This is a genomic window from Ensifer adhaerens, assembly GCF_020035535.1.
Taxonomy (GTDB): domain Bacteria; phylum Pseudomonadota; class Alphaproteobacteria; order Rhizobiales; family Rhizobiaceae; genus Ensifer.
Genome location: NZ_CP083350.1, coordinates 2603822 through 2621992, shown reverse-complemented (window position 1 = coordinate 2621992; position 18171 = coordinate 2603822). Strand labels below are relative to the sequence as shown.

Sequence of the window (18171 nt, the reverse complement as noted above, 5' to 3'; positions counted from 1 at the left end):
AATGCTGCGACGGCGATGGAAGTCGATCGCAGGTTCCGCGCTGTGCGGCGCGCCTATGTTGGAAATCTCAAAGAAGCTACGGATGCATAGTGATCGACTGTCCATCTTTGCTTGAGGCAACTGAAGCCCGCGCCTTAAAGATGTACCACAGCGCGTGCTCGGCGTGATAACGCAGGTTAAGGTGCGCGAGCACGCCTTCTATACCGATAAACTTCACCATCGATGCGGTCCGTTGATTTCTGGTCCCGGGGAGCGGAGCTGATAATTTCCTATTCCCGGAAAGCGCGCTCAATCTGATCTGTGAGTGGTTTCACTAGGTAGGAGATGACCGTGCGATCACCAGTAAGCAAGAACGCTTCTACTGGCATGCCGGGCTTGAGGCTTTCCGGTTTGAAGGAGCCACGCTGACCTTTGTCGAGCTTGATTTTCACGCTGTAGAAGGACAACCCATTTCGTTCGTCTTCGACCAGGTCCGGTGAAACGGTTAGTACATGCCCCCCGATTTCGGGTGTGATCCGCTGGTTGAAGGCCGACAGACGCAGATGGACTGGCTGGCCGGGCTCGACTTGGTCGATGTCTTGAGGCGCGATGCGCGCTTCCACCGCCAACTCGTCGGCAATGGGGACGATTTTCATGATCGACTCGCCCGCGGCAACAACGCCTCCTACCGTGTGGATCGCGAGTTGATGTACGCGTCCGGCCTGAGGCGCACGAATGTCGGTTTGCCTCAGAAGCTGATCAGCGGCGATCTTCCGCTCTTCCAACTCCGCGATCTGGCCCTCCGTATCGCGAAGTTCTTTTGCGACGTCGCTGCGCCAATTCTCCTGAACCTGAATGACGGCTATTTCGGTTTCGCTAACCTTGCCCTTGGCCCCGGCGATCGCAGCGATCAGCTGGCCGCGGCCTCCCAGGAGCTGCGCTTCCTGGCGCTCCAACTCCAGCACTCGTGAGTGCTGGACAAGCTTTTTCTCCCACAGGCCTTTCACGCCGCTGAGTTCGTCGCGGACCAGACCAAGCTCCTGCTCCTTAGCCTCCCGTTGAGACTCGAGTCCCGCTATCTCCTTTGTGAGCTGGCCGATCCGCTCCCGGCGTTGCTCGATCTCTGCTTGATAGGCCGCGCGGCGCAGTGCGAACAGTTTCCGTTCCCCTTGGAGGACCTGCGCCACGTGCGCGGCGGAGGAGCGCCTCACAATATCCTGGGGAAAAAGAATCGCTTCAGCACCTTCGCGCTCTGCAGTCAGCCGCGCTTGTCGGGCCGAGAGTTCGTCCAGGCTCTTAGTAATGACGGCAAGGTTAGCGCGAGTGACCGTGTCATCGAGGCGAACCAAGATATCACCTGCCTTAACCTCGTCGCCATCACGCACGTTGATTGCGCCCACAACGCCGCCGCTTGGATGTTGCACCGCCTTTACGTTGGATTCAACCGCGATATGTCCCGGGGCGATCACGGCACCTGACAACCCCGTCGTCGCGGCCCATGCGCCAAGCCCGCCAAACAGCAGTGCCACCATCGCCGCGCCGAAGACGATGTGCCTGCGCAGGGAAATATCGTTCTGTGTGGGCGCGGACACACCCTTCGCAGGAGCGTCGGCCGCAGGCAATGTCGGCCGACCAATTCTGCCCTTAGCACCTGCTATCAAATGGCTTTTGTCCGTAGTCAACAGATTAGCGACGCCATGCGCGCGCTGTGCCCAGTCGCGAATACTCATCATCCGGACGCCCTTTCCCCCGCGGGAACCGCTCGAATTGATCTCTCGGGCGCCAACCGCGACTGCTCCCGCAAAATCATATCCCGGGGTCCGAAGGCTTTCTGGCGGCCGGACTGAAGAACGAGCAAGAAATCGACAGCCGCCAGCGCGCTCGGGCGATGGGCAATTATGATGACCACGCCTTTGCGGCGTTTCACGGCAAGGATCGCCTGGGTCAGTGCATGCTCCCCATTGGCATCGAGGTTCGAGTTGGGTTCGTCCAGAACCACGAGGAAGGGATCACCATACAGCGCGCGAGCCAGTCCGATGCGCTGACGCTGGCCTGCCGAGAGCGATGCTCCGCCTTCGCCGATGTCAGTCTGATATCCGCCAGGCAAGAGCAGGATCGTCTCGTGCATGCCCGCGGCCTTGGCGGCCGCGATGATGGCCCCTGGATCCGGCGTGGGATCAAAGCGAGCGATGTTTTGAGCGATCGTGCCTCCAAATAGCTCGACATCTTGTGGTAGATACCCGACATGCCGCCCCAGCGCGTCAACCGGCCACTGCCCGATCGCGGCCCCGTCGAGGCGAATCTTGCCATACGCTGTCTGCCAGACGCCGACGATCGCCCGCGCCAAGGACGACTTACCCGAAGCACTCGGACCGACGATGCCGAGCGCGGAGCCCGCGGTGAGCGAAAATGCAATATCCTGAGCGACAAATCGACGCTCGCCCGGAGGAATGACGCCGACACCTTCCACCGAGAGTTCGGATTGCGGCGGCGGTAGCTGCAATGCATCCCCGGCGGGGGGAAACAGCGCAAAAAGCTCGTCCAGCCGGCGCCAGCTTTGTCTGGCGGCAAGAAATCTTTTCGAATGCGCGATAGCTTGTTCGACGGGCGCCAGGGCCCGCGCCGTAAGGATAGAACTCGCGATGATGATACCGCCACTGGCCTCCTGGCGGATCACCAAGAACGCGCCGGTCGCTAGCACGAGCGACTGCAGCATCATCCTGAGGCCACGTGAAAGCGCCCCGAAGGAGCCGGTGATATCGCTGGCCCGTATTTGCGCCTGCCTGTAGTTCATGCTTGCATCGTTCCACAGCGCGGTAAGATTGGATCGCATCCCCATCGCTTCAATGACTTCGGCGTTACGCATGCTTGCCAGTGCAACGTTGTTGCGTGACTGAGCATAGCTCGACATTTCAGTCGCTGGACGGCGGACCATTTTTTCCGTGACTACGGTCACTGCCAAAAGCAGGATCGCACCGATCAACGCTGCCGCGCCCAGCCAAGGATGGAAGGCGAAGCAAAGCGCGAGATAGAGCGGCATCCACGGCAGATCGAAGAGAGCGGCGGGACCGCCGCTCGACAGGAACCCGGAAATTTGGTCGAGGTCCCGCACTGGCTGTAGGCCTTCGCCCGATTTACCCCTTATCAGGGGCAACCTCGACATCACACGATAGGCCGCTTCGTTCAGGCGCTCATCTAGTCCGCTGCCAATACGTGCCAGCAAGCGGCCGCGTATGGCGTCGAGCGCGGCCTGAAAACCGTAAACTATTAAAATTAGGAAGATCAGTGCGACGAGAGTCGGCACGCTGCGGCTTGGCAGAACTCTGTCATAGACCTGCAGCATAAAGATCGAGCCGGATAGCGTGAGCATGTTGAGAAGACCGCTGAAGGCCGCCACCACGAGAAAAGCCCGTCGAAATCGCTGCAGACAGGCAGCTAACTCGGACTTCGCCCCTGACGCGCGGAGCATTCCTAAACCGGATTGTGACATTTCCGTCCCCTCAAACAACTGCATGTGTGAGCCCGCGATGCGGGCCTTCAACACTACTGGCGCTTGGTTAGTTTTCTAATCGGCCAGCGGCACGCATAATCCCTGCCTGACCTTCGCCGCCCGTGCGAAGGCCAGCCCCAGATACTCGAGCGCTTAGCCGTGGAATCACTCAGCAACAGCGTATTCTCCTCCAGAAACCAATTGAATCTGGAGGAGAAGTTCCACCGTCCCTCATTGGCTGGGAGTTTAGAGCACGAAGTCACCCGAGGTCAGGTTGACCTCGCCGTGAAGCCAGAGCGTAAACTCAGCATGAACGTCGGTGTCCACGTTCCCGCTCACAACGGTTGTGTCGGAACCGGCATCGTAGGACACCTTAAGCTCGCCGGGAGCGTGGCTGAAGTCGCCCTGGATCAGATGGAAGGCTTGGTCGCCCGTCAGGTCCCTGTTTGCGTCGATCGCTGACAGTTTGATCTTGTCGCCGGCGGCGAAATCCATGATCGTGTCGATGCCGCCGTTCTCGCGCGAGTCGCCGAGGCGCCCCAGGAGGAAGGTGTCGTTCCCGCTGCCGCCCCACAGCTTGTCGACGCCATCATTCCCTCTGATGACATCGTTTCCGGCGGACCCTTTCACGACATCGTTCCCATTGCCGGCGTCGATGATGTTGTCCAGCCCGTTGCCGATGATGGTCTCACCGTCGCTGGACCCCTTAAAGCTCACGCCGCTGAACGAAGCAGGCTCGGCGGCGAGCGGGGGCTGTTCGGCTACCGGTGGATGGTCGGCTACCGGCGGATGGTCGGCTATCGGCTGCTCGGTGGCAGGTGAATCGGGGTTAGTGCCTTCTTCACCGCTGTGTCGCTCGATCCACTCGGTTTTGGCCTCCTGCCAATAGTCGCGCGCCGCCTGGCCCTGCAGGACCGTCCACCCTTCGGGAGGCATCGGGTAGTCGTCCGGGAGCGGTGTGTCCGACAGATTCAGGAAGACGTTGCCTTTGGACTCGACGGTGTTGTTCCAAGCGTCTTGCATGCTGCGGTAGCTGTGGTGCTCAACGTCCTCGATGGCAAAGACCGTGTTAATGAAGCGCAAGTTCGGTGTGACCTCGCCGTTCGTGGCAGAGTCAGTCTTGATCATCGAGGAGTGCGTCATCTCACCCTCGTAAAGGAAAGATTGCATCCGCATCAGCACGCCGTCCAGCGTGACAGTGTTGTTATGACCGTCGACAGGGCTTGACGACGATGGGTCTACGCTGATGCCCCCGAACACCCCATCAAAAAGGCTGTCACGGATAGTGCCCGTCTGGAGTCGGTCGTTCTCGACCGCGTCGTCGCGGGCGTTGGTGACCCAGACGTCCTCGATAAGGAAGTTAGGGCTGTCCCAAGATACGCGGACAGCGTCCCACGTATTCGTGATATGCCAGTCGCGGATCACGACATCTGGCGTGCCCTCTGTCCTGATGCCAGCCGAGTTGCCGTCGTTGTAGACGTCACGCCAGTCACCGGTCATGTCGACTTTGCCGTTGATCGTGCCGCCATCAAGTATCGCACCCGGCGAGTCGTAGACCATAAAGGGGTACGGGCTGCCGTCGCTCCCATCGTTGTCTTGTGTCCAGGATGCATTTTCGGCATCGATCAGAGTTCCCGCAGCAAGGCCCGAAGCCTTGTAAGGTGTGGAGCCGTAGTCTCCGGTCAGCGTAATTGTAGTCACAATGAAAGTTCTCCAGTTTCCCTCTTTCCCCAGGAGTGAGTGGGGAGGCAATACACGGCTGTGTTTTGCAGCCGCGAAGTTCGTATATTAGCGGAGTATGGCGAACCTACGGCGTTTCCGATCACCGTGGTCGCACTCGCGGGATCATGACGCACGACGCACGTCCCGGGTCCGGCGCAAAGGCATGATAGTGCACGACGTTCGCCTTGCGTTCGTCGGCCAGCGGTGCATCGACGACCGGCGCAGCGACCGGCAATTCGGCGAAGCGCTCGTCGTCGCTGTTTGGGCACGAGCCCCAATCAGGCCACAATTCTCGACCTTTGCGGAATGTCGCCATAGGGAAAGCCTCGGCCACCATCGCCGTGATCGGTCACATTCCAGGCATGGACATCAATTGGGCTGCGTTCTCGGAGTGCTTCCCACTCCGACTTGAGCGCCTTTTCCCAGCTGGCAATCCAGAAAGAGAGCGCCTCGATCGGTTCAAGGTAAATGCGTTGATCTCCACAGCGTCGTCATCTTCGACGATCTGCTTTAGCGAAGCCAGGTTCGTCAGCGCGACTTCCAGTTTTGCCCAGGCCCGCCAAGGCCGTGCCACTTGCTTCGGACCGCGGTCAGAAAGTCAAGTAACCCATGTGGCTGCGGCAATAGCCCTAAAGGCAAATTGAAGCGTGCCGACCAGGAGAACACAATGCCATAGGATTGAGTTGATGTTGCTCGCACCGGGCCATCGGGGTCGGAATGACAGCTCTGGTGGACCTGTGGTGCAGTTTTGGATCCTGCTACCGGACAGCGGTCCGCGGATGATCGCTGACCCTCGTATGTCGGTCGCAGCTTCCGAGTTCGTCGAACAACTAGCAATGGAAGGCTTAAGGCAAGTAAAATGTGCGGGATCGTCGGGATTGTCGGGCACTCGCCCGTTGCGCCACTTATCGTGGACGCTCTCAAGCGGCTGGAATATCGCGGCTATGATTCTGCCGGTGTCGCCACTGTAGAGGGCGGGCGGCTCGCCCGCCGACGTGCGGAAGGCAAATTGGTCAACCTCGAGCGCCGGTTGCAGGCCGAACCACTGGGCGGCACGATCGGCATCGGGCACACGCGCTGGGCCACGCACGGCGTCCCGAACGAGACCAATGCCCATCCGCATTTTTCCAGGGATGTGGCGATTGTCCATAATGGCATCATCGAGAATTTCGCGGAACTGCGCGCGGAACTGATCGCAGACGGTTTCGAATTCGCTTCGGAAACCGATACCGAAGTTGTCGCCCATCTGATCTCGCGCGAACTGGCGCGCGGCTCGAAACCGGTCGGGGCCGCACACAATGCATTGAAGCGGCTCGAGGGCGCCTTCGCGCTGGCAATCATGTTCCGTGGAGACGAGGATCTGATCATCGGGGCGCGCAACGGGCCACCGCTTGCGGTGGGCCACGGCGAAGGCGAGATGTATCTGGGCTCCGACGCCATCGCGCTCGCGCCCTTCACCGATTCTATCACCTATCTGGAGGATGGAGACTGGGCGGTCGTGCAGCGTGGCGGCTTGCAGATATTCGACATCAGCGGCACGCCGATCGAACGTAAGCGGCAGCGGTCGATCGGCTCCTCCTTCCTGGTCGACAAGGGCAATTACCGGCATTTCATGGAGAAGGAAATCCATGAACAGCCAGAGGTGATCTCGCATACCCTTGCGCATTATCTTGACTTCGCCCAGGGAAAGGCCAAGCCGGTCGACCTGCCATTCGATTTCGCGACGCTCGACCGCATGGCGGTTTCGGCGTGCGGCACCGCTTATCTTGCCGGCCTAATCGGGAAATACTGGTTCGAACGCCTCGGGCGGTTGCCGATCGATATCGATATCGCATCCGAGTTCCGCTATCGGGAAATGCCGCTGTCGAAGTCGAGTGCAGCCCTGTTCATCTCGCAGTCCGGCGAGACTGCCGACACGTTGGCATCGCTACGCTATTGCCGCAGCGCTGGCATTCCGATCAGCGCAATCGTCAATGTCCGTGAATCGACGATCGCGCGCGAATCTGACTGCATTTTCCCGACGCTTGCCGGGCCGGAGATCGGCGTCGCCTCTACCAAGGCCTTTACCTGCCAGCTTTCAGTGCTTGCAGCGCTCGCGGTACGTGCGGCCGTAGTGCGGGGGACCATTGGCGGGGAAGATGAAAAGCAGCTCATCCGTCAGTTGTCGGAAGCGCCGCGTTTCGCCAGCCAGGTGCTCAAGCTCGGAGAGCAGATCGAGAAGGTCGCGCGCGAACTCACGCAGGTGCGGCATGTGCTGTATTTGGGGCGCGACACCAATTATCCGCTCGCCATGGAAGGCGCGCTCAAGCTCAAGGAGATCTCATATATCCATGGCGAAGGCTATGCCGCGGGCGAACTGAAACACGGCCCCATCGCCTTGGTCGATGACACCATGCCTGTCATTGTCATCGCGCCGCATGACCGGATTTTCGAGAAGACTGTCTCCAACATGCAGGAGGTGGCAGCCCGCGGCGGCAGGATCATTCTGATCACCGATCAGAAGGGGGCCACGCAGGCAAGTCTGAAGACTATGGAAACGATCATCCTGCCCGACATGCCGGAGATCATAGCGCCGATCATCTACGCCCTGCCGATCCAAATGCTGGCCTATCATACCGCCGTGCAAATGGGCACCGACGTTGATCAGCCGCGCAATCTGGCAAAATCCGTCACAGTGGAATAGCTCTCGCGCAGCACCGAGAGCCGGTTCGGCGGGGCTGCTTATCGGACACGCTCATATGGAATACGATGCCCACCAGGCACGCAGTGCAATGCGTATCCAGCCGCTCCAAGATAGACCTGCTCGATGGGATTTGAGGTCCGGGCTGCAGGGCGGCAGGGATGAGGCGTGCCTCCTCGACGGCGAGGCGCGGGTTATGCCTCGTTGCTGCCGAGATTGTCGAAGATTACGATGTCGCCCTTGGCGAGCGGGGGCGCGAGGACTTTCTGGACATAGAGGATGAAGAACTCACCGTTGATCTGCCCGTCGACGACGCATGGCGCATCGATACAGCGAAGGCAGCGATGAAGGTCATGGTTTTCCAGTGGCCGCGGGACCGGTGCAGCAAGCGGCCGGCCACGCAGCGCCCACCCGCAGTGGCGCCATATTCGAAGACCAGCCGACAGGCTCGGAGCCGAGGGGATAAGCTTCGTTGACATCATTGGCAAAATCCTCCTTCAAATGACTTCTGGAACAGGATCCGGTGCGACAAACCGCTCCATCTACTGGTCCCGGAAAGCCCGCATCATCTGATCCGACAACGGCTTCATCAGGTACGAGAGCACCTTGCGCTCACCGGTCTGGATGAAAACCTCGACCGGCATGCCGGGAACGAGCGCCATCTGGCCGAGTCTCTGCAATCCCTCCGGAACCGGGGTGATGCGCACCACGTAATAACTCTCGTTGGTGCGCTGATCCCGCGTGATGTCGGCGGCTACCCTGGAGACCACTCCGATAAGCTCAGGCGTGCTGCGCAGATTGAAGGCGGTGAACCGAAGCAGGGCTGCTTGGCCAACCAGAAGCTGGTCGATGTCTTGCGGAGCCACCTTTGCCTCGACCGTGAGGGCGTCAGCATCAGGGACAATCAGCATGATCGGTTCCCCGGCACCAATGACACCGCCGACGGTGTGCACAATTGACTGATGAACGGTACCGCTCACAGGAGCACGAATATTGATGCGCGCCAGCTGATCTTCGGCCGTGACGTTTCGCTCCTCGAACTCGGCAATCTTGGCGTCGACTTCGCGCAATTCGCGCCCCGTCTCGCTCGAGAAATCCTTATCCAGTTGCAGGACCTGGAGCTCCACTTCCGCGATCGCTCCCTTTGTCTGCGCAATGCTCGAAACAAGCTGGGCCCGCTCGCCTTCGATCCGCGTAGCTTCGCGTTCATAAGCCGTCAGCTTGGATATCGGCACCAGCTTCTGTTCAAAGAGGCTGCGAATCCCGTCGAGCTCATTGTTGACCAGCGCGATTTCCCTAGCCTTGGCCACTTCCTGGGCCGAATGGCCTTCGATCTGCTTGCGGTACTGTTCCATCCTTTCGTGAAGTCGTGCCTTGTCGCCGGATCGAGCGATCCGGCGAAGTTCGAACAGTCGCTTTTCGCCGGCAACCAGCGCCGCCACCTCAGGAACGTCCATCCGGCTCGCAAGCCATGGAGCGAGCGTCATCTCTTCGACTCCATCACGCTCGGCCTCGAGGCGGGATTTGCGGGCGTAAAGCTCGTCCAGGCTCTTGGTCACGAACGCGAGATTGGCACGGGGAACAACGTCGCTAAGCCGGACCACAACATCGCCGGCATTTACGTGCTTGCCGTCACGCACGAAGATCTCGCCCACAATACCTCCGGTGGAGTGTTGCACCTCCTTCTCATTATCCTCGACGACCACCGCGCCATGCGCGATGACCGCGCCCGAAATGTCCACGGTTGCGGCCCAGCCGCCGACGATGCCGGCGAGGAGGGTGATGAAGGTCACCCCTGCCATGAGATTGCGTCGAATGGACCGCCGGTTGCAGTGCGTCGACCGAATATCTGCCATCTTTGCGTCTGCCTCTTCTCGAGCGCTGTCAATTCGGCCGTTTCGGCGAAATCGAAACTGGCTTCGGGTTGGCGTTGTTGGCCGGCTGCAATAGGAGGAGTTTTGCCAGGACCCGTTCTCGCGGCCCGATCATGTGCATCTGTCCTTCCTTCATCGCCAGAACGAAGTCCAACTCAGAGAGGATGTTCGGTCGATGCGTCACGATCACGACAATCCCGGCGCGAGCCTTGACCCCCCGGATCGCCTCGGCAAGCGCGATTTCGCCTTCAACGTCGAGATTGGAATTCGGCTCGTCGAGGACAACGAGGAACGGGTTCCCGTGGAGCGCGCGCGCGAGCGCCACACGCTGACGCTGTCCCGCCGACAAAGCGGCGCCGCCTTCCCCGATCTGGGTCTCGTAACCGTTGGGCAGGCTGACGATCAGATCATGGACGCCCGCCGCTCGGGCGGCGGCAACGACGACGCCAGGGTCCCGGTACGGGTCGAAGCGGGCAATGTTGTCCGCCACCGTCCCCGCAAAAAGCTCAACATCCTGGGGCAGATAGCCCACCTGTCTGCCGAGTTGTTCCGATGGCCACTGATCGAGCGCCGCGCCATCCAGCTTTACCCGCCCTGCCAGGGGCCGCCATGCGCCGACCAGCGCGCGAACGAGGCTCGACTTGCCGGAGCCGCTTGGTCCTATGACGCCGATCCCCGAGCCGGCATCCAGTTTGAACTCCATGCCCTGAACAACAACCCGCTGCGTTCCTGGCGCGCCGATCACGAGCCGGTCCACGGTCAAGCTCGATCTCGGTGCCGGGAGCGCCATTGGCTGCACGTCCTGGGGCAAGCGGGCGAGCAGTTGCCCGAGCCTGCGCCAGCTCTGGCGTGCACCCACGAAATTGCGCCAATGGGTGATGGCAAGGTCGACGGGGGCAAGCGCCCTGCCCACCAGGATCGAACCTGCAATGATGATCCCGCCGGTCGCCTCGCCATGGATTACGAGCCAGGCACCTACGCCTAGCATTGCGGACTGCAACATCAGCCGCAATGCGCGCGAAGCGCTACCCAGGCCGCCCGTGACATCGCTGACACGCTGCTGCTGGGCGAGGCACTGGCGACTTGCGTCGCGCCATTGGTCATGGAGGCGCCTCCCCATCCCCATCGCCGCGAGGACCTCCGCATTGCGGCGGCTCGCCTCGGCGAGGATATTGCGGCGGGCGCCCGTCAAGACCGCCGCGCTCGCTGGCCGGCGCGTGAGTATCTCGGTGGTCGCTGTGAGGAGAACCAGTATGATTGCGCCGCAAATGGCGGTTATCCCGAGAACCGGATGGAAACTCCAGATGATTGCCAGATAGAAGGGGAGCCACGGCAGTTCGAAGAACGCATTGGGTCCCGGCCCCGAGAGAAAGGAGCGGATGCTGTCGATATCGCGCTGCGGCTGCAGCCCGTCGCCCTGATAGCCAACCAAGAGGGGCAGCCTGGTTATCGCGGTGAAAACACGTCCGGAGAGCGCCTCGTCCAGTTCGGTGCCGATGCGGGCCATGATGCGACCACGCACGAGGTCGATGATGGCCTGCCCCACGTAGAGAATGCCGGCCAGTATTGCCAGGCCGACCAGCGTCGGAACGCTGCGGCTCGGCAACACGCGGTCATAAACCTGCAGCATAAAAAGCGCACCGTTCAGCATGAGGATGTTGCTCACGCCACTGAACGCCGCAACACCGGCGAGCGCTCCCTTGCAGGAGCCAAGCGCGCTGGCCAGTTCCGAGCCCGCTGCCGGCTTACCGGCAAGGGAAATGGGCCGCGCAGCCGCCGATGGGTGTGGCGAGGGTCCCGTCCGCTTCCGCCGTGCCCGCCCGAATAACAGCAACAGGCCAAGACTTCCGATCATCAGCCAGAACGGGAGCCCGTCCGCTGCGCTCCGTAGGTCTTGAAACAACAAAGAATCCGGCAGGTACCACGTCAGGGCCGCAAGCGCGCTACCGCCGGGATCGCCGATGCGAGGAGGCAATAGCAGAGCCAGAGGTCCGGCCTGCGCGAGAGCGATGAAGATCAGAACCATACCGGCAGTCTGCCACTTTGTGAGTCTGCGTCGACGACGGCTGTAGCGCGGCCTTTTCCGGCGCGATCCGGCTCGCAACAGCGCCGATCCACCGGGCTCTGCGAGGCGAGGTTCCGTGCGCAGATGGCCCGCTAGAACCACAAGGGCGGCTCCGACAAACATCGTCAAAGCCGGAGGGATGATATCCAAGATGCCGAGCTTCGCGACCCCAGGTTCGACACCGTCGGGAAGATAGATCCCCAAAGGCTCCGACAGCGCCTTGACTGCAACGAGAAGATCAAAAAACCGCGATTGGACGAACCAGGCAAACCCAAACAGCAGCAACACAAAGCCCACGCCCGTGCCGAGCCGGGCGATTCGCCGCACCTGTTTATCTCCTTTGTCTTTTGCGGGCATCGCGCATGAAAATTTGGACAGGATCGGTGGCATCGAAATGATCGCCCATCAAAGCTGCAAGTATTTCGACAAAGAGCGCGAAGAGGACGTTCGAATAGACCTCAGACCTGCTGCATGGCCGCGCCTTACCTGGGCGCTGCAACACGCCAAAGTATCCTCCTCGGAACCGCCGGGAAGCAGTCGGGTCAACACATGCACGATCTTCATTTGCGAATACCTCCGCTAAGCTGTGTGCCTGAGACGACGCCTCGAGCGGCAGCCCGCGTGTCGAAAAAGGAAGTCCGGATTTCAAGAATGCGCTGCAGCCCGGCTATGCACATTTTCGTCCCTGAAAAGGCTAGATCGACGAGCGCGCGCTGCATTTCATGAGGCGTCTTTTCATGAGGCGTCTTTGCGAAGCGGCGAAGCCTTCTACAAGGACAACCAGATCTCCTTGAAGAGCTCCCGCTTGACACTCTCAGCGCTGGCGCTGGCGTCGATGGTCCTGATTTCCTTGTCCAGGGCCCGCAGTTCGGCCATGAGTGCCAGCCGCGCGTCGAACCCCTCCCTGGTAATTTCTCCGGGTTTTCGCGCCTCCGAAACCGAATAATCGGAGACGAGATGCAGCGTCAGATGCGGCCTGCAAGAATCCATCCGCTCGTATAGCTTCTTTTCAAGCCGCGCCAGCATGCCCACGCCAGGCGCGGATGAGAGATTGGGCGGTATCATCGGCCCGTCCAGATATCCGTGCCGAAGCTTCTGTGGCCAGCGGTCGCTGATAACGATCATGCCGCGCATTGCCCATCGATGCGCACGGTTCACAACGGCGTACCGTTCGATCGCGATCAGAACTCCCCAGAGCGCCAAACCGACCGGTAGTATCCTTCCCATTGCGCGGCTTTCCCGGCCCTCGGTCCGGATGATCGCCTTGAGCTCGCGCCGGCGGTAAAAAGCCAGGCGCTGCAGCCCCTTGCGCAACCGCCATCCGCTTCCCTCGCCAGTGCCGACATAAACCTGGGCACAGCCGAACTTCCATCGAAATATTCGTGTCAGCAGGCTAACCTGCGTGCTCTTTCCCAGTCCGTCCGGAGCGACGAGCGCCACCACGACCCCGCCGGCCCAGGGACGCCGTTTTGGCGGTACGGCGCCGGGCATGACGCGACCTGCGAGCCTCAGTGCGAGATAGGAGGCCTTGCGCACGAAATGAACCGCAGCATCCGCGATACCGCTGGCTCTCGAGAAGCCGCACCTCTGCCGGAGCGAAAGCCTCAGTCTTGCAAGGTCGCCGCTGTGCACCAGAATACCGTCTTCGCTCGGCCGAATCCTGCAGCTGACGCTTCTGCCACGGCCAAATTTGTATTCAATGATGTACGAATTCGGTTCGCCGGGGGCGGGGGACAGGCGCGCAAGTTGCTCCTTTCGACTGCCACGTATCGCCACCCAACGTTTCCACGGAAGCGTCCACAGACGGAACGCGAAGCGGGCGATCGATATCCGAACCTCGTCCTCAGGGGAGACGACGGGGATGGAAATCCCCCCAACGCATACATGCTCCCACCGCCCGACCGCCGCATGATCGAAGGCCAGGTAGCGCTTGCGAAACTCCCAGCCGACACGAATTCCGACGTGGAGGTCGAGATGGAGATAGGCACCGCATGAAAAATCGGCAACGAACCAATCCTCTCTGCCGGCGCAAACATTGTCGTAGCAAGAGAGGCTCAACCCGCGGCGACCATGCAACTCAGCCATTATCGAACAGAAGATCGGGTAGTCCTGCTTATCGAGGAGCACATCCAGATCGTCGCCGCCGGCGACCGCCTCAGGCAAGCTCGCGAGATCCTGGATAATCCCGTATCTCACCCCTGCCTCGTCCAGGCCGCGAAACAAGGTTGCCGCCACTGGAAGCGCGCCAGCCGTATCGGCTGCGTGCAACGGCACAATTGCGTCCGAGCCAGCTAGGTCCTTGCCTGTTACGTCATTCTGCTCGTCCGCCGTATCCACGGTGAGATTCCGGCGCCCAGCGATTACCTGATGTGGGTTCATATCGTGCTCCCGGGCCGCTTGCCGACCATGGCGCGCACCGTGTTCGAAGGAGTGACGGTAATGTGCTTGTCCGGGCGAGCACGCATTCGCGATCTCTGCATGAAGCGCATGTGTGGCCATTTTGCCAAGGGGACGTCTACTGCTGATTTCTTCGCAAGCTGCCGCACTTAGGGTGACTCGTGTGACCGCGCCCCCACACCAATAGAAACTATACCAATCAAGAACAATACCTACAAAAACATTCACATTATAAGCAATTTATCCCTATCAATATACATAGGAACGGATCTATTCATAACATCAATAAGTATTCTTACTGCTCCAGACCGCCCAACACAATCCAAAGTACCAAGCTGGTCCGTAAATGGCCCGTTCGTGACCCGTATCTTCTGCCCTGGCTCCAAAAGACTCTTCGGGTGCAGGACCCCCTCATCATCGGTTGCTGACAGGAGAGTCTCAATGACGCCGAATGGAACCGGAATCGGCGCGCAATTTGTCATGACGAGCTTGCGAACGCCCACGGTGGAATTGATTGGCGACCACCTTTGCTCGCGAATATCGAATGATACGAAGAGGTAACCTTCAAAATATGCTGAACAGACCGGTCTGATTTTGCGCGCATGCCGGACAGTTCGCCGTCTTTTCGGCAAATAGGTTCGGAAGTTTTGAGACGACAGGTGTCGTTCGGCCAGCACTTCGCAGTGCTGGTGCGTCTGAACCACATACCAACGTGCCCTACGCGCATCCTGGCTGTCCAGCGGTTCCGCAACCGAACTTTCCATTTTTTGCATACTCAACCCTATGAATGCAGAGGGGCCGCCACAAGCAAATAAAATCAACAATTTTGCCAATTTTGGATGGCCGCGGTCATGACCGAAAATATATCAGGTTCGCGGACCTGCGTGCCATCAGCACTAGAGCGTAACAGGCCGGGAGGAGTTATTATACTTTTTGCCGATCAACCCTGCAAAAAGGCGCAGGCGCATACCACCGTAGTGGAGCGAGCTTACGACGGATTAGACGGATCGGCCCGCTGATTACAGACTTTCAAATGTGCTATTTCTCAATTGGATTACCGGCTTTGTGAGCCGAGTTGGGTGCACCATGATTTTTGCCCCTCGGGCGCGGCTGCCGGCAGAGTGAAGACACGGGGTCGGTCGGCAATTATGACGTGGGAAGGCACGGAGGAGGCCACGGCGATGACCTTACTAGAAGCGAATGAAGGAGCTGTCGTGCAACTTTCCCCTGATGGCGTGGCGCCGGGCCTCGTGACCCAGGCCCGGCTCGTGCGCATCCGTGGGCAGAACATCCTGTTCAGCCCAACCCAGCGCGCCATCTTCGCCCTTAACGAGACGGCCGCCGACATCTGGCGCTCGTTGCAGGACGGCACTTCACCGGATGCTATCCCGCGCGGGATCATGCGCGGTCACGTTGATGCCCTCGATGCGAAAGAATACGTTCAAACCGCGCTAAGAGATTGGGAGCGCCTGGGCCTGATCCGGCCACACGCACCATCGGCCTCCGCTTCGCTTCACAAGCATGTGGTTCAAACGCTAGCCCTGGCGGACCGTCGCATCCGGATTGTCTATCCAGCGACCCATGCCTTTCCGGCAATCTCCGTCTTCAGGCACCTCGAAGTCCAGCCGGAGGCCACCGACACTCTCCTGGAACTGGTCGAGCACGGGGACCGGATCCACGTGTTCCGGAATAGCGACTGGCTTCGGACCTGCTCCCCCGACGAGATCCCCACCGTGCTGAAGGGGGAATTGCTGTCGGAAGCGCTCGAGCATGGCATCTATGAAATTGCACTCCACGCAGCCGCCCTCTCCTCAGGCGAACGCCTGATCCTGCTCTGCGGCGATCCCGGTGCAGGCAAGACGACGCTGACATTGGCCCTTGCCCAATCGGGCTTCGGCTTCGTCTCGGATGATGTGACCCTTTTGAACTGCAGCGGGCTTGGCATCGGACTTCCCTTCGCCGCCGGCGTCAAGCCAGGCGCGTGGCCTCTTCTTGCCGGATATTGTCCCGAGCTCGCTGCAGCACCGATCTTCCGGCGCCCCGATGGCAAGAGAGTGCGCTACATCGTGCCGAAACACTTTTCGCCGGTGTCGCCGGCCCCCCGCCGAGCCATAGGCTGGGTGATCCTGCTTAACCGCGACCGCGGCTCCCGTCCCAGTCTGGACCCGGTCGATGCGGTCGGTGCGTTGCGCGGCTTGCTCAACGGTGCGTTTGCGCCCGGCCGAGATCTCGGCAGCACCGCCTTCGAAGTGCTGACACAGGTTATTGGATCGGCCGGGACCTGCTCCCTCACCTATTCCTCGCTTGAAGATGCGTTGGAATTGATCCGGGGAGCTTGCCGGTGATGCGTGCCGACAACGCTCTTGACGCCCTGGTCTCCGGCCTTCAGGGGCATCTCGTCCCCGATGTCGACTGGCAAGCCTTGATCGCACTGGCAAACCACACGCTGCTCACGCCCGCCCTATTCTCCTCGCTCACCCAATCGGGCCAGATCGAGCGGCTGCCAGGAGACGTGCGCGATTATCTTGCCTTTATCGATGACTGCAATCGGAACCGGAACCTGAGCTTGAGGGCACAGTTGATCGAGACCGTCGCCGCGTTCAACAGCCGGGGGATCGTTCCGATTCTGCTCAAGGGAGCCGTTCCGCTCTTTGGTTGCCCGCCCGGCCGGTTGCCCAGCAGGATGACGAGCGATCTCGATATCGCCGTGGAATCGGGCGAGGAGGCTGCCGCCAACGCATGCCTCAAAGAGCTTGGCTATCGTGAGATGCCGGACGTTCGTGGCATGGCGCGTCCGCAGGATGCGGGCATCCTGGAACTCCGGCCGTATCGGCCGAACGGATTCGGATGCCCCCAGCCCGTCCAACGGGATGGCCTGCGGGTGAAGATTCCTTCCCTTGAGGCCCGCGCAATGCACTGGATCATGCATGACCTCTTTAAGGAAGGAGATTACTGGCGCGGAAGAATCGATCTGCGGCACCTGCACGATCTGGCACAACTCGCCGAAAGCGAACAGTTGGATTGGGCGGCGCTGCGCACGGCAATGCCAAACAAAACCACCTGGAATGCGCTCGACACCCAACTGCTGACCTTGCACCATTTCTTTGGGACGAAGATACCGGCAGACGCCGCGGGGCGCCCGATGCCCCGCCTCCAGCACTGGAGGCGAATCTATACGGTCAGGCATCCTGTCTCCGGCGCTCCGCTACGCCTCGCCGGCAACCTGGTATGGGGCCTCAGTCGGCTCTCACGTGCTGTTGAACTTGTGCGCCACAACCCGGTTGAACTGCTGCGTCGCGCAGGCCTCATCCTTTCGAATAAGGGGCTACGCTCGAAGATTTAGGGATCACCATCCTTAAACCTTATTTTGTTCTTTCGCGGGCAGGACGTATACTGTTCGTGAGAGTGTTAGGAGGTCAGGGCAATGGAGAATAGAAACGAATCAGAAAAGCTCCCCGAGGGACAAGAGACTGAAGCGCAGGCGCGGAGAGATTTTCTCAAGAAGGCTGGGCGTTTTGCCGTTGTGACACCTCCGGCGATTACCCTCCTCCTTGGTACGAGCCTGAATTCGCGCGCCATTGCCAAGTCCAATGGCTCACGTCCGGGCTACGGATGGGGGGACAAGAACCATGACCACCTCGGGCCGCCGGGATTGTAAACGCGAATTTCTTCGCACCTTTTGCGGCCGAATCTTCTGAGGCATGAGGTGTCCACCATAATCGGTGGACACCTCATCATGGAAGAAGCTAATCAAAAGCTGTCGGCCGCGCAGGAGAGCCTGCTATAGGCCGATGCCCAATTGCCGTTTCCGCTGTGGCGGTACTCGTTCCCGCGGTACTTGCAGCCCGGGTCGATCATGTCTACGTGTCGGCGAACACAGTGAAAGTATTAAGGCAAGCGCCGGCTGCACGCAGATTTACGCTTCATCTGGATGGTGCGGCCGAGTAAGGCGAAGGTCTCTCGT

General features: G+C 60.2%; 12 protein-coding genes and 1 pseudogene. 4 read left to right on the top strand and 9 right to left on the bottom strand.

Annotated features, from left to right (window positions below; translation table 11 throughout):
- Nucleotides 1-269: 269 nt before the first annotated feature.
- The 4 genes from LAC81_RS32030 to LAC81_RS32015 form a co-directional block, all read right to left on the bottom strand.
- Nucleotides 270-1712 (bottom strand): HlyD family type I secretion periplasmic adaptor subunit, encoded by a 1443-nt coding sequence (locus LAC81_RS32030; protein WP_223728663.1) that lies wholly within the window; start codon nucleotides 1710-1712, stop codon nucleotides 270-272.
- Nucleotides 1709-3448, bottom strand: a complete 1740-nt coding sequence (locus tag LAC81_RS32025; RefSeq protein ID WP_223730383.1) for a type I secretion system permease/ATPase — start codon at nucleotides 3446-3448, stop codon at nucleotides 1709-1711. Before LAC81_RS32025 ends, LAC81_RS32030 begins: the two co-directional genes overlap by 4 nt.
- A 267-nt stretch (nucleotides 3449-3715) precedes the next feature.
- A complete protein-coding gene (locus LAC81_RS32020; protein ID WP_223728662.1) occupies nucleotides 3716-5170 on the bottom strand; it encodes a M10 family metallopeptidase C-terminal domain-containing protein in 1455 nt (484 codons plus the stop codon).
- 121 nt (nucleotides 5171-5291) lie between these two features.
- Nucleotides 5292-5507 (bottom strand): hypothetical protein, encoded by a 216-nt coding sequence (locus LAC81_RS32015; protein ID WP_223728661.1) that lies wholly within the window; start codon nucleotides 5505-5507, stop codon nucleotides 5292-5294.
- A 543-nt stretch (nucleotides 5508-6050) separates the two neighbouring features.
- Between LAC81_RS32015 and glmS the strand changes: the two genes are divergently transcribed.
- On the top strand, nucleotides 6051-7874 hold the full coding sequence (glmS, locus tag LAC81_RS32010) for a glutamine--fructose-6-phosphate transaminase (isomerizing) (protein WP_223728660.1): 1824 nt from the start codon (nucleotides 6051-6053) through the stop codon (nucleotides 7872-7874).
- Between the two features lie 110 nt (nucleotides 7875-7984).
- Here the strand turns inward: glmS and LAC81_RS38610 are convergent.
- The 5 genes and pseudogenes from LAC81_RS38610 to nusG all read right to left on the bottom strand — a co-directional run.
- Nucleotides 7985-8303: pseudogene (locus tag LAC81_RS38610) on the bottom strand (transposase); the annotation flags it as partial.
- Nucleotides 8304-8413: 110 nt separating this feature from the next.
- Nucleotides 8414-9727 carry an HlyD family type I secretion periplasmic adaptor subunit gene (locus LAC81_RS32000; protein ID WP_223728659.1) on the bottom strand — a complete coding sequence of 438 codons (1314 nt, stop codon included), beginning with the start codon at nucleotides 9725-9727 and terminating at the stop codon, nucleotides 8414-8416.
- A 28-nt stretch (nucleotides 9728-9755) separates the two neighbouring features.
- Entirely contained in the window at nucleotides 9756-11507 is a 1752-nt protein-coding gene (locus tag LAC81_RS31995; protein ID WP_223730382.1) for a type I secretion system permease/ATPase, read from the bottom strand.
- Nucleotides 11508-12578: 1071 nt separating this feature from the next.
- Complete coding sequence (locus LAC81_RS31990) at nucleotides 12579-14309, bottom strand: hypothetical protein (protein WP_223728658.1); 1731 nt, start codon at nucleotides 14307-14309, stop codon at nucleotides 12579-12581.
- A gap of 122 nt (nucleotides 14310-14431) precedes the next feature.
- Complete coding sequence (nusG, locus tag LAC81_RS31985) at nucleotides 14432-14971, bottom strand: transcription termination/antitermination protein NusG (RefSeq protein WP_223730381.1); 540 nt, start codon at nucleotides 14969-14971, stop codon at nucleotides 14432-14434.
- A 384-nt stretch (nucleotides 14972-15355) separates the two neighbouring features.
- On the opposite strand from nusG, the gene LAC81_RS31980 reads away from it, so the two are divergent.
- The 3 genes from LAC81_RS31980 (at nucleotide 15356) to LAC81_RS31970 (ending at nucleotide 17865) form a co-directional block, all read left to right on the top strand.
- Nucleotides 15356-16552, top strand: a complete 1197-nt coding sequence (locus tag LAC81_RS31980) for a PqqD family peptide modification chaperone (RefSeq protein WP_223728657.1) — start codon at nucleotides 15356-15358, stop codon at nucleotides 16550-16552.
- Nucleotides 16552-17550, top strand: coding sequence for a nucleotidyltransferase family protein (locus tag LAC81_RS31975; RefSeq protein ID WP_223728656.1), 999 nt, complete (start codon nucleotides 16552-16554; stop codon nucleotides 17548-17550). Before LAC81_RS31980 ends, LAC81_RS31975 begins: the two co-directional genes overlap by 1 nt.
- 81 nt (nucleotides 17551-17631) lie before the next feature.
- The gene (locus LAC81_RS31970) at nucleotides 17632-17865 is read left to right on the top strand and encodes a hypothetical protein (RefSeq protein ID WP_223730444.1); all 234 of its coding nucleotides are present in this window, start codon (nucleotides 17632-17634) and stop codon (nucleotides 17863-17865) included.
- Nucleotides 17866-18171 lie beyond the last annotated feature (306 nt).

Bases quoted from the DNA above. Each gene is read 5' to 3' on its own strand.
- LAC81_RS32000 (WP_223728659.1), bottom strand. From the start codon at position 9,727: ATGGCAGATATTCGGTCGACGCACTGCAACCGGCGGTCCATTCGACGC.
- nusG (WP_223730381.1), bottom strand. From the start codon at position 14,971: ATGGAAAGTTCGGTTGCGGAACCGCTGGACAGCCAGGATGCGCGTAGG.
- LAC81_RS32015 (WP_223728661.1), bottom strand. From the start codon at position 5,507: ATGGCGACATTCCGCAAAGGTCGAGAATTGTGGCCTGATTGGGGCTCG.
- LAC81_RS31980 (WP_223728657.1), top strand. From the start codon at position 15,356: ATGACGTGGGAAGGCACGGAGGAGGCCACGGCGATGACCTTACTAGAA.
- glmS (WP_223728660.1), top strand. From the start codon at position 6,051: ATGTGCGGGATCGTCGGGATTGTCGGGCACTCGCCCGTTGCGCCACTT.
- LAC81_RS32025 (WP_223730383.1), bottom strand. From the start codon at position 3,448: ATGCTCCGCGCGTCAGGGGCGAAGTCCGAGTTAGCTGCCTGTCTGCAG.
- LAC81_RS31990 (WP_223728658.1), bottom strand. From the start codon at position 14,309: ATGGCCACACATGCGCTTCATGCAGAGATCGCGAATGCGTGCTCGCCC.
- LAC81_RS31970 (WP_223730444.1), top strand. From the start codon at position 17,632: ATGGAGAATAGAAACGAATCAGAAAAGCTCCCCGAGGGACAAGAGACT.
- LAC81_RS31975 (WP_223728656.1), top strand. From the start codon at position 16,552: ATGCGTGCCGACAACGCTCTTGACGCCCTGGTCTCCGGCCTTCAGGGG.
- LAC81_RS32030 (WP_223728663.1), bottom strand. From the start codon at position 1,712: ATGATGAGTATTCGCGACTGGGCACAGCGCGCGCATGGCGTCGCTAAT.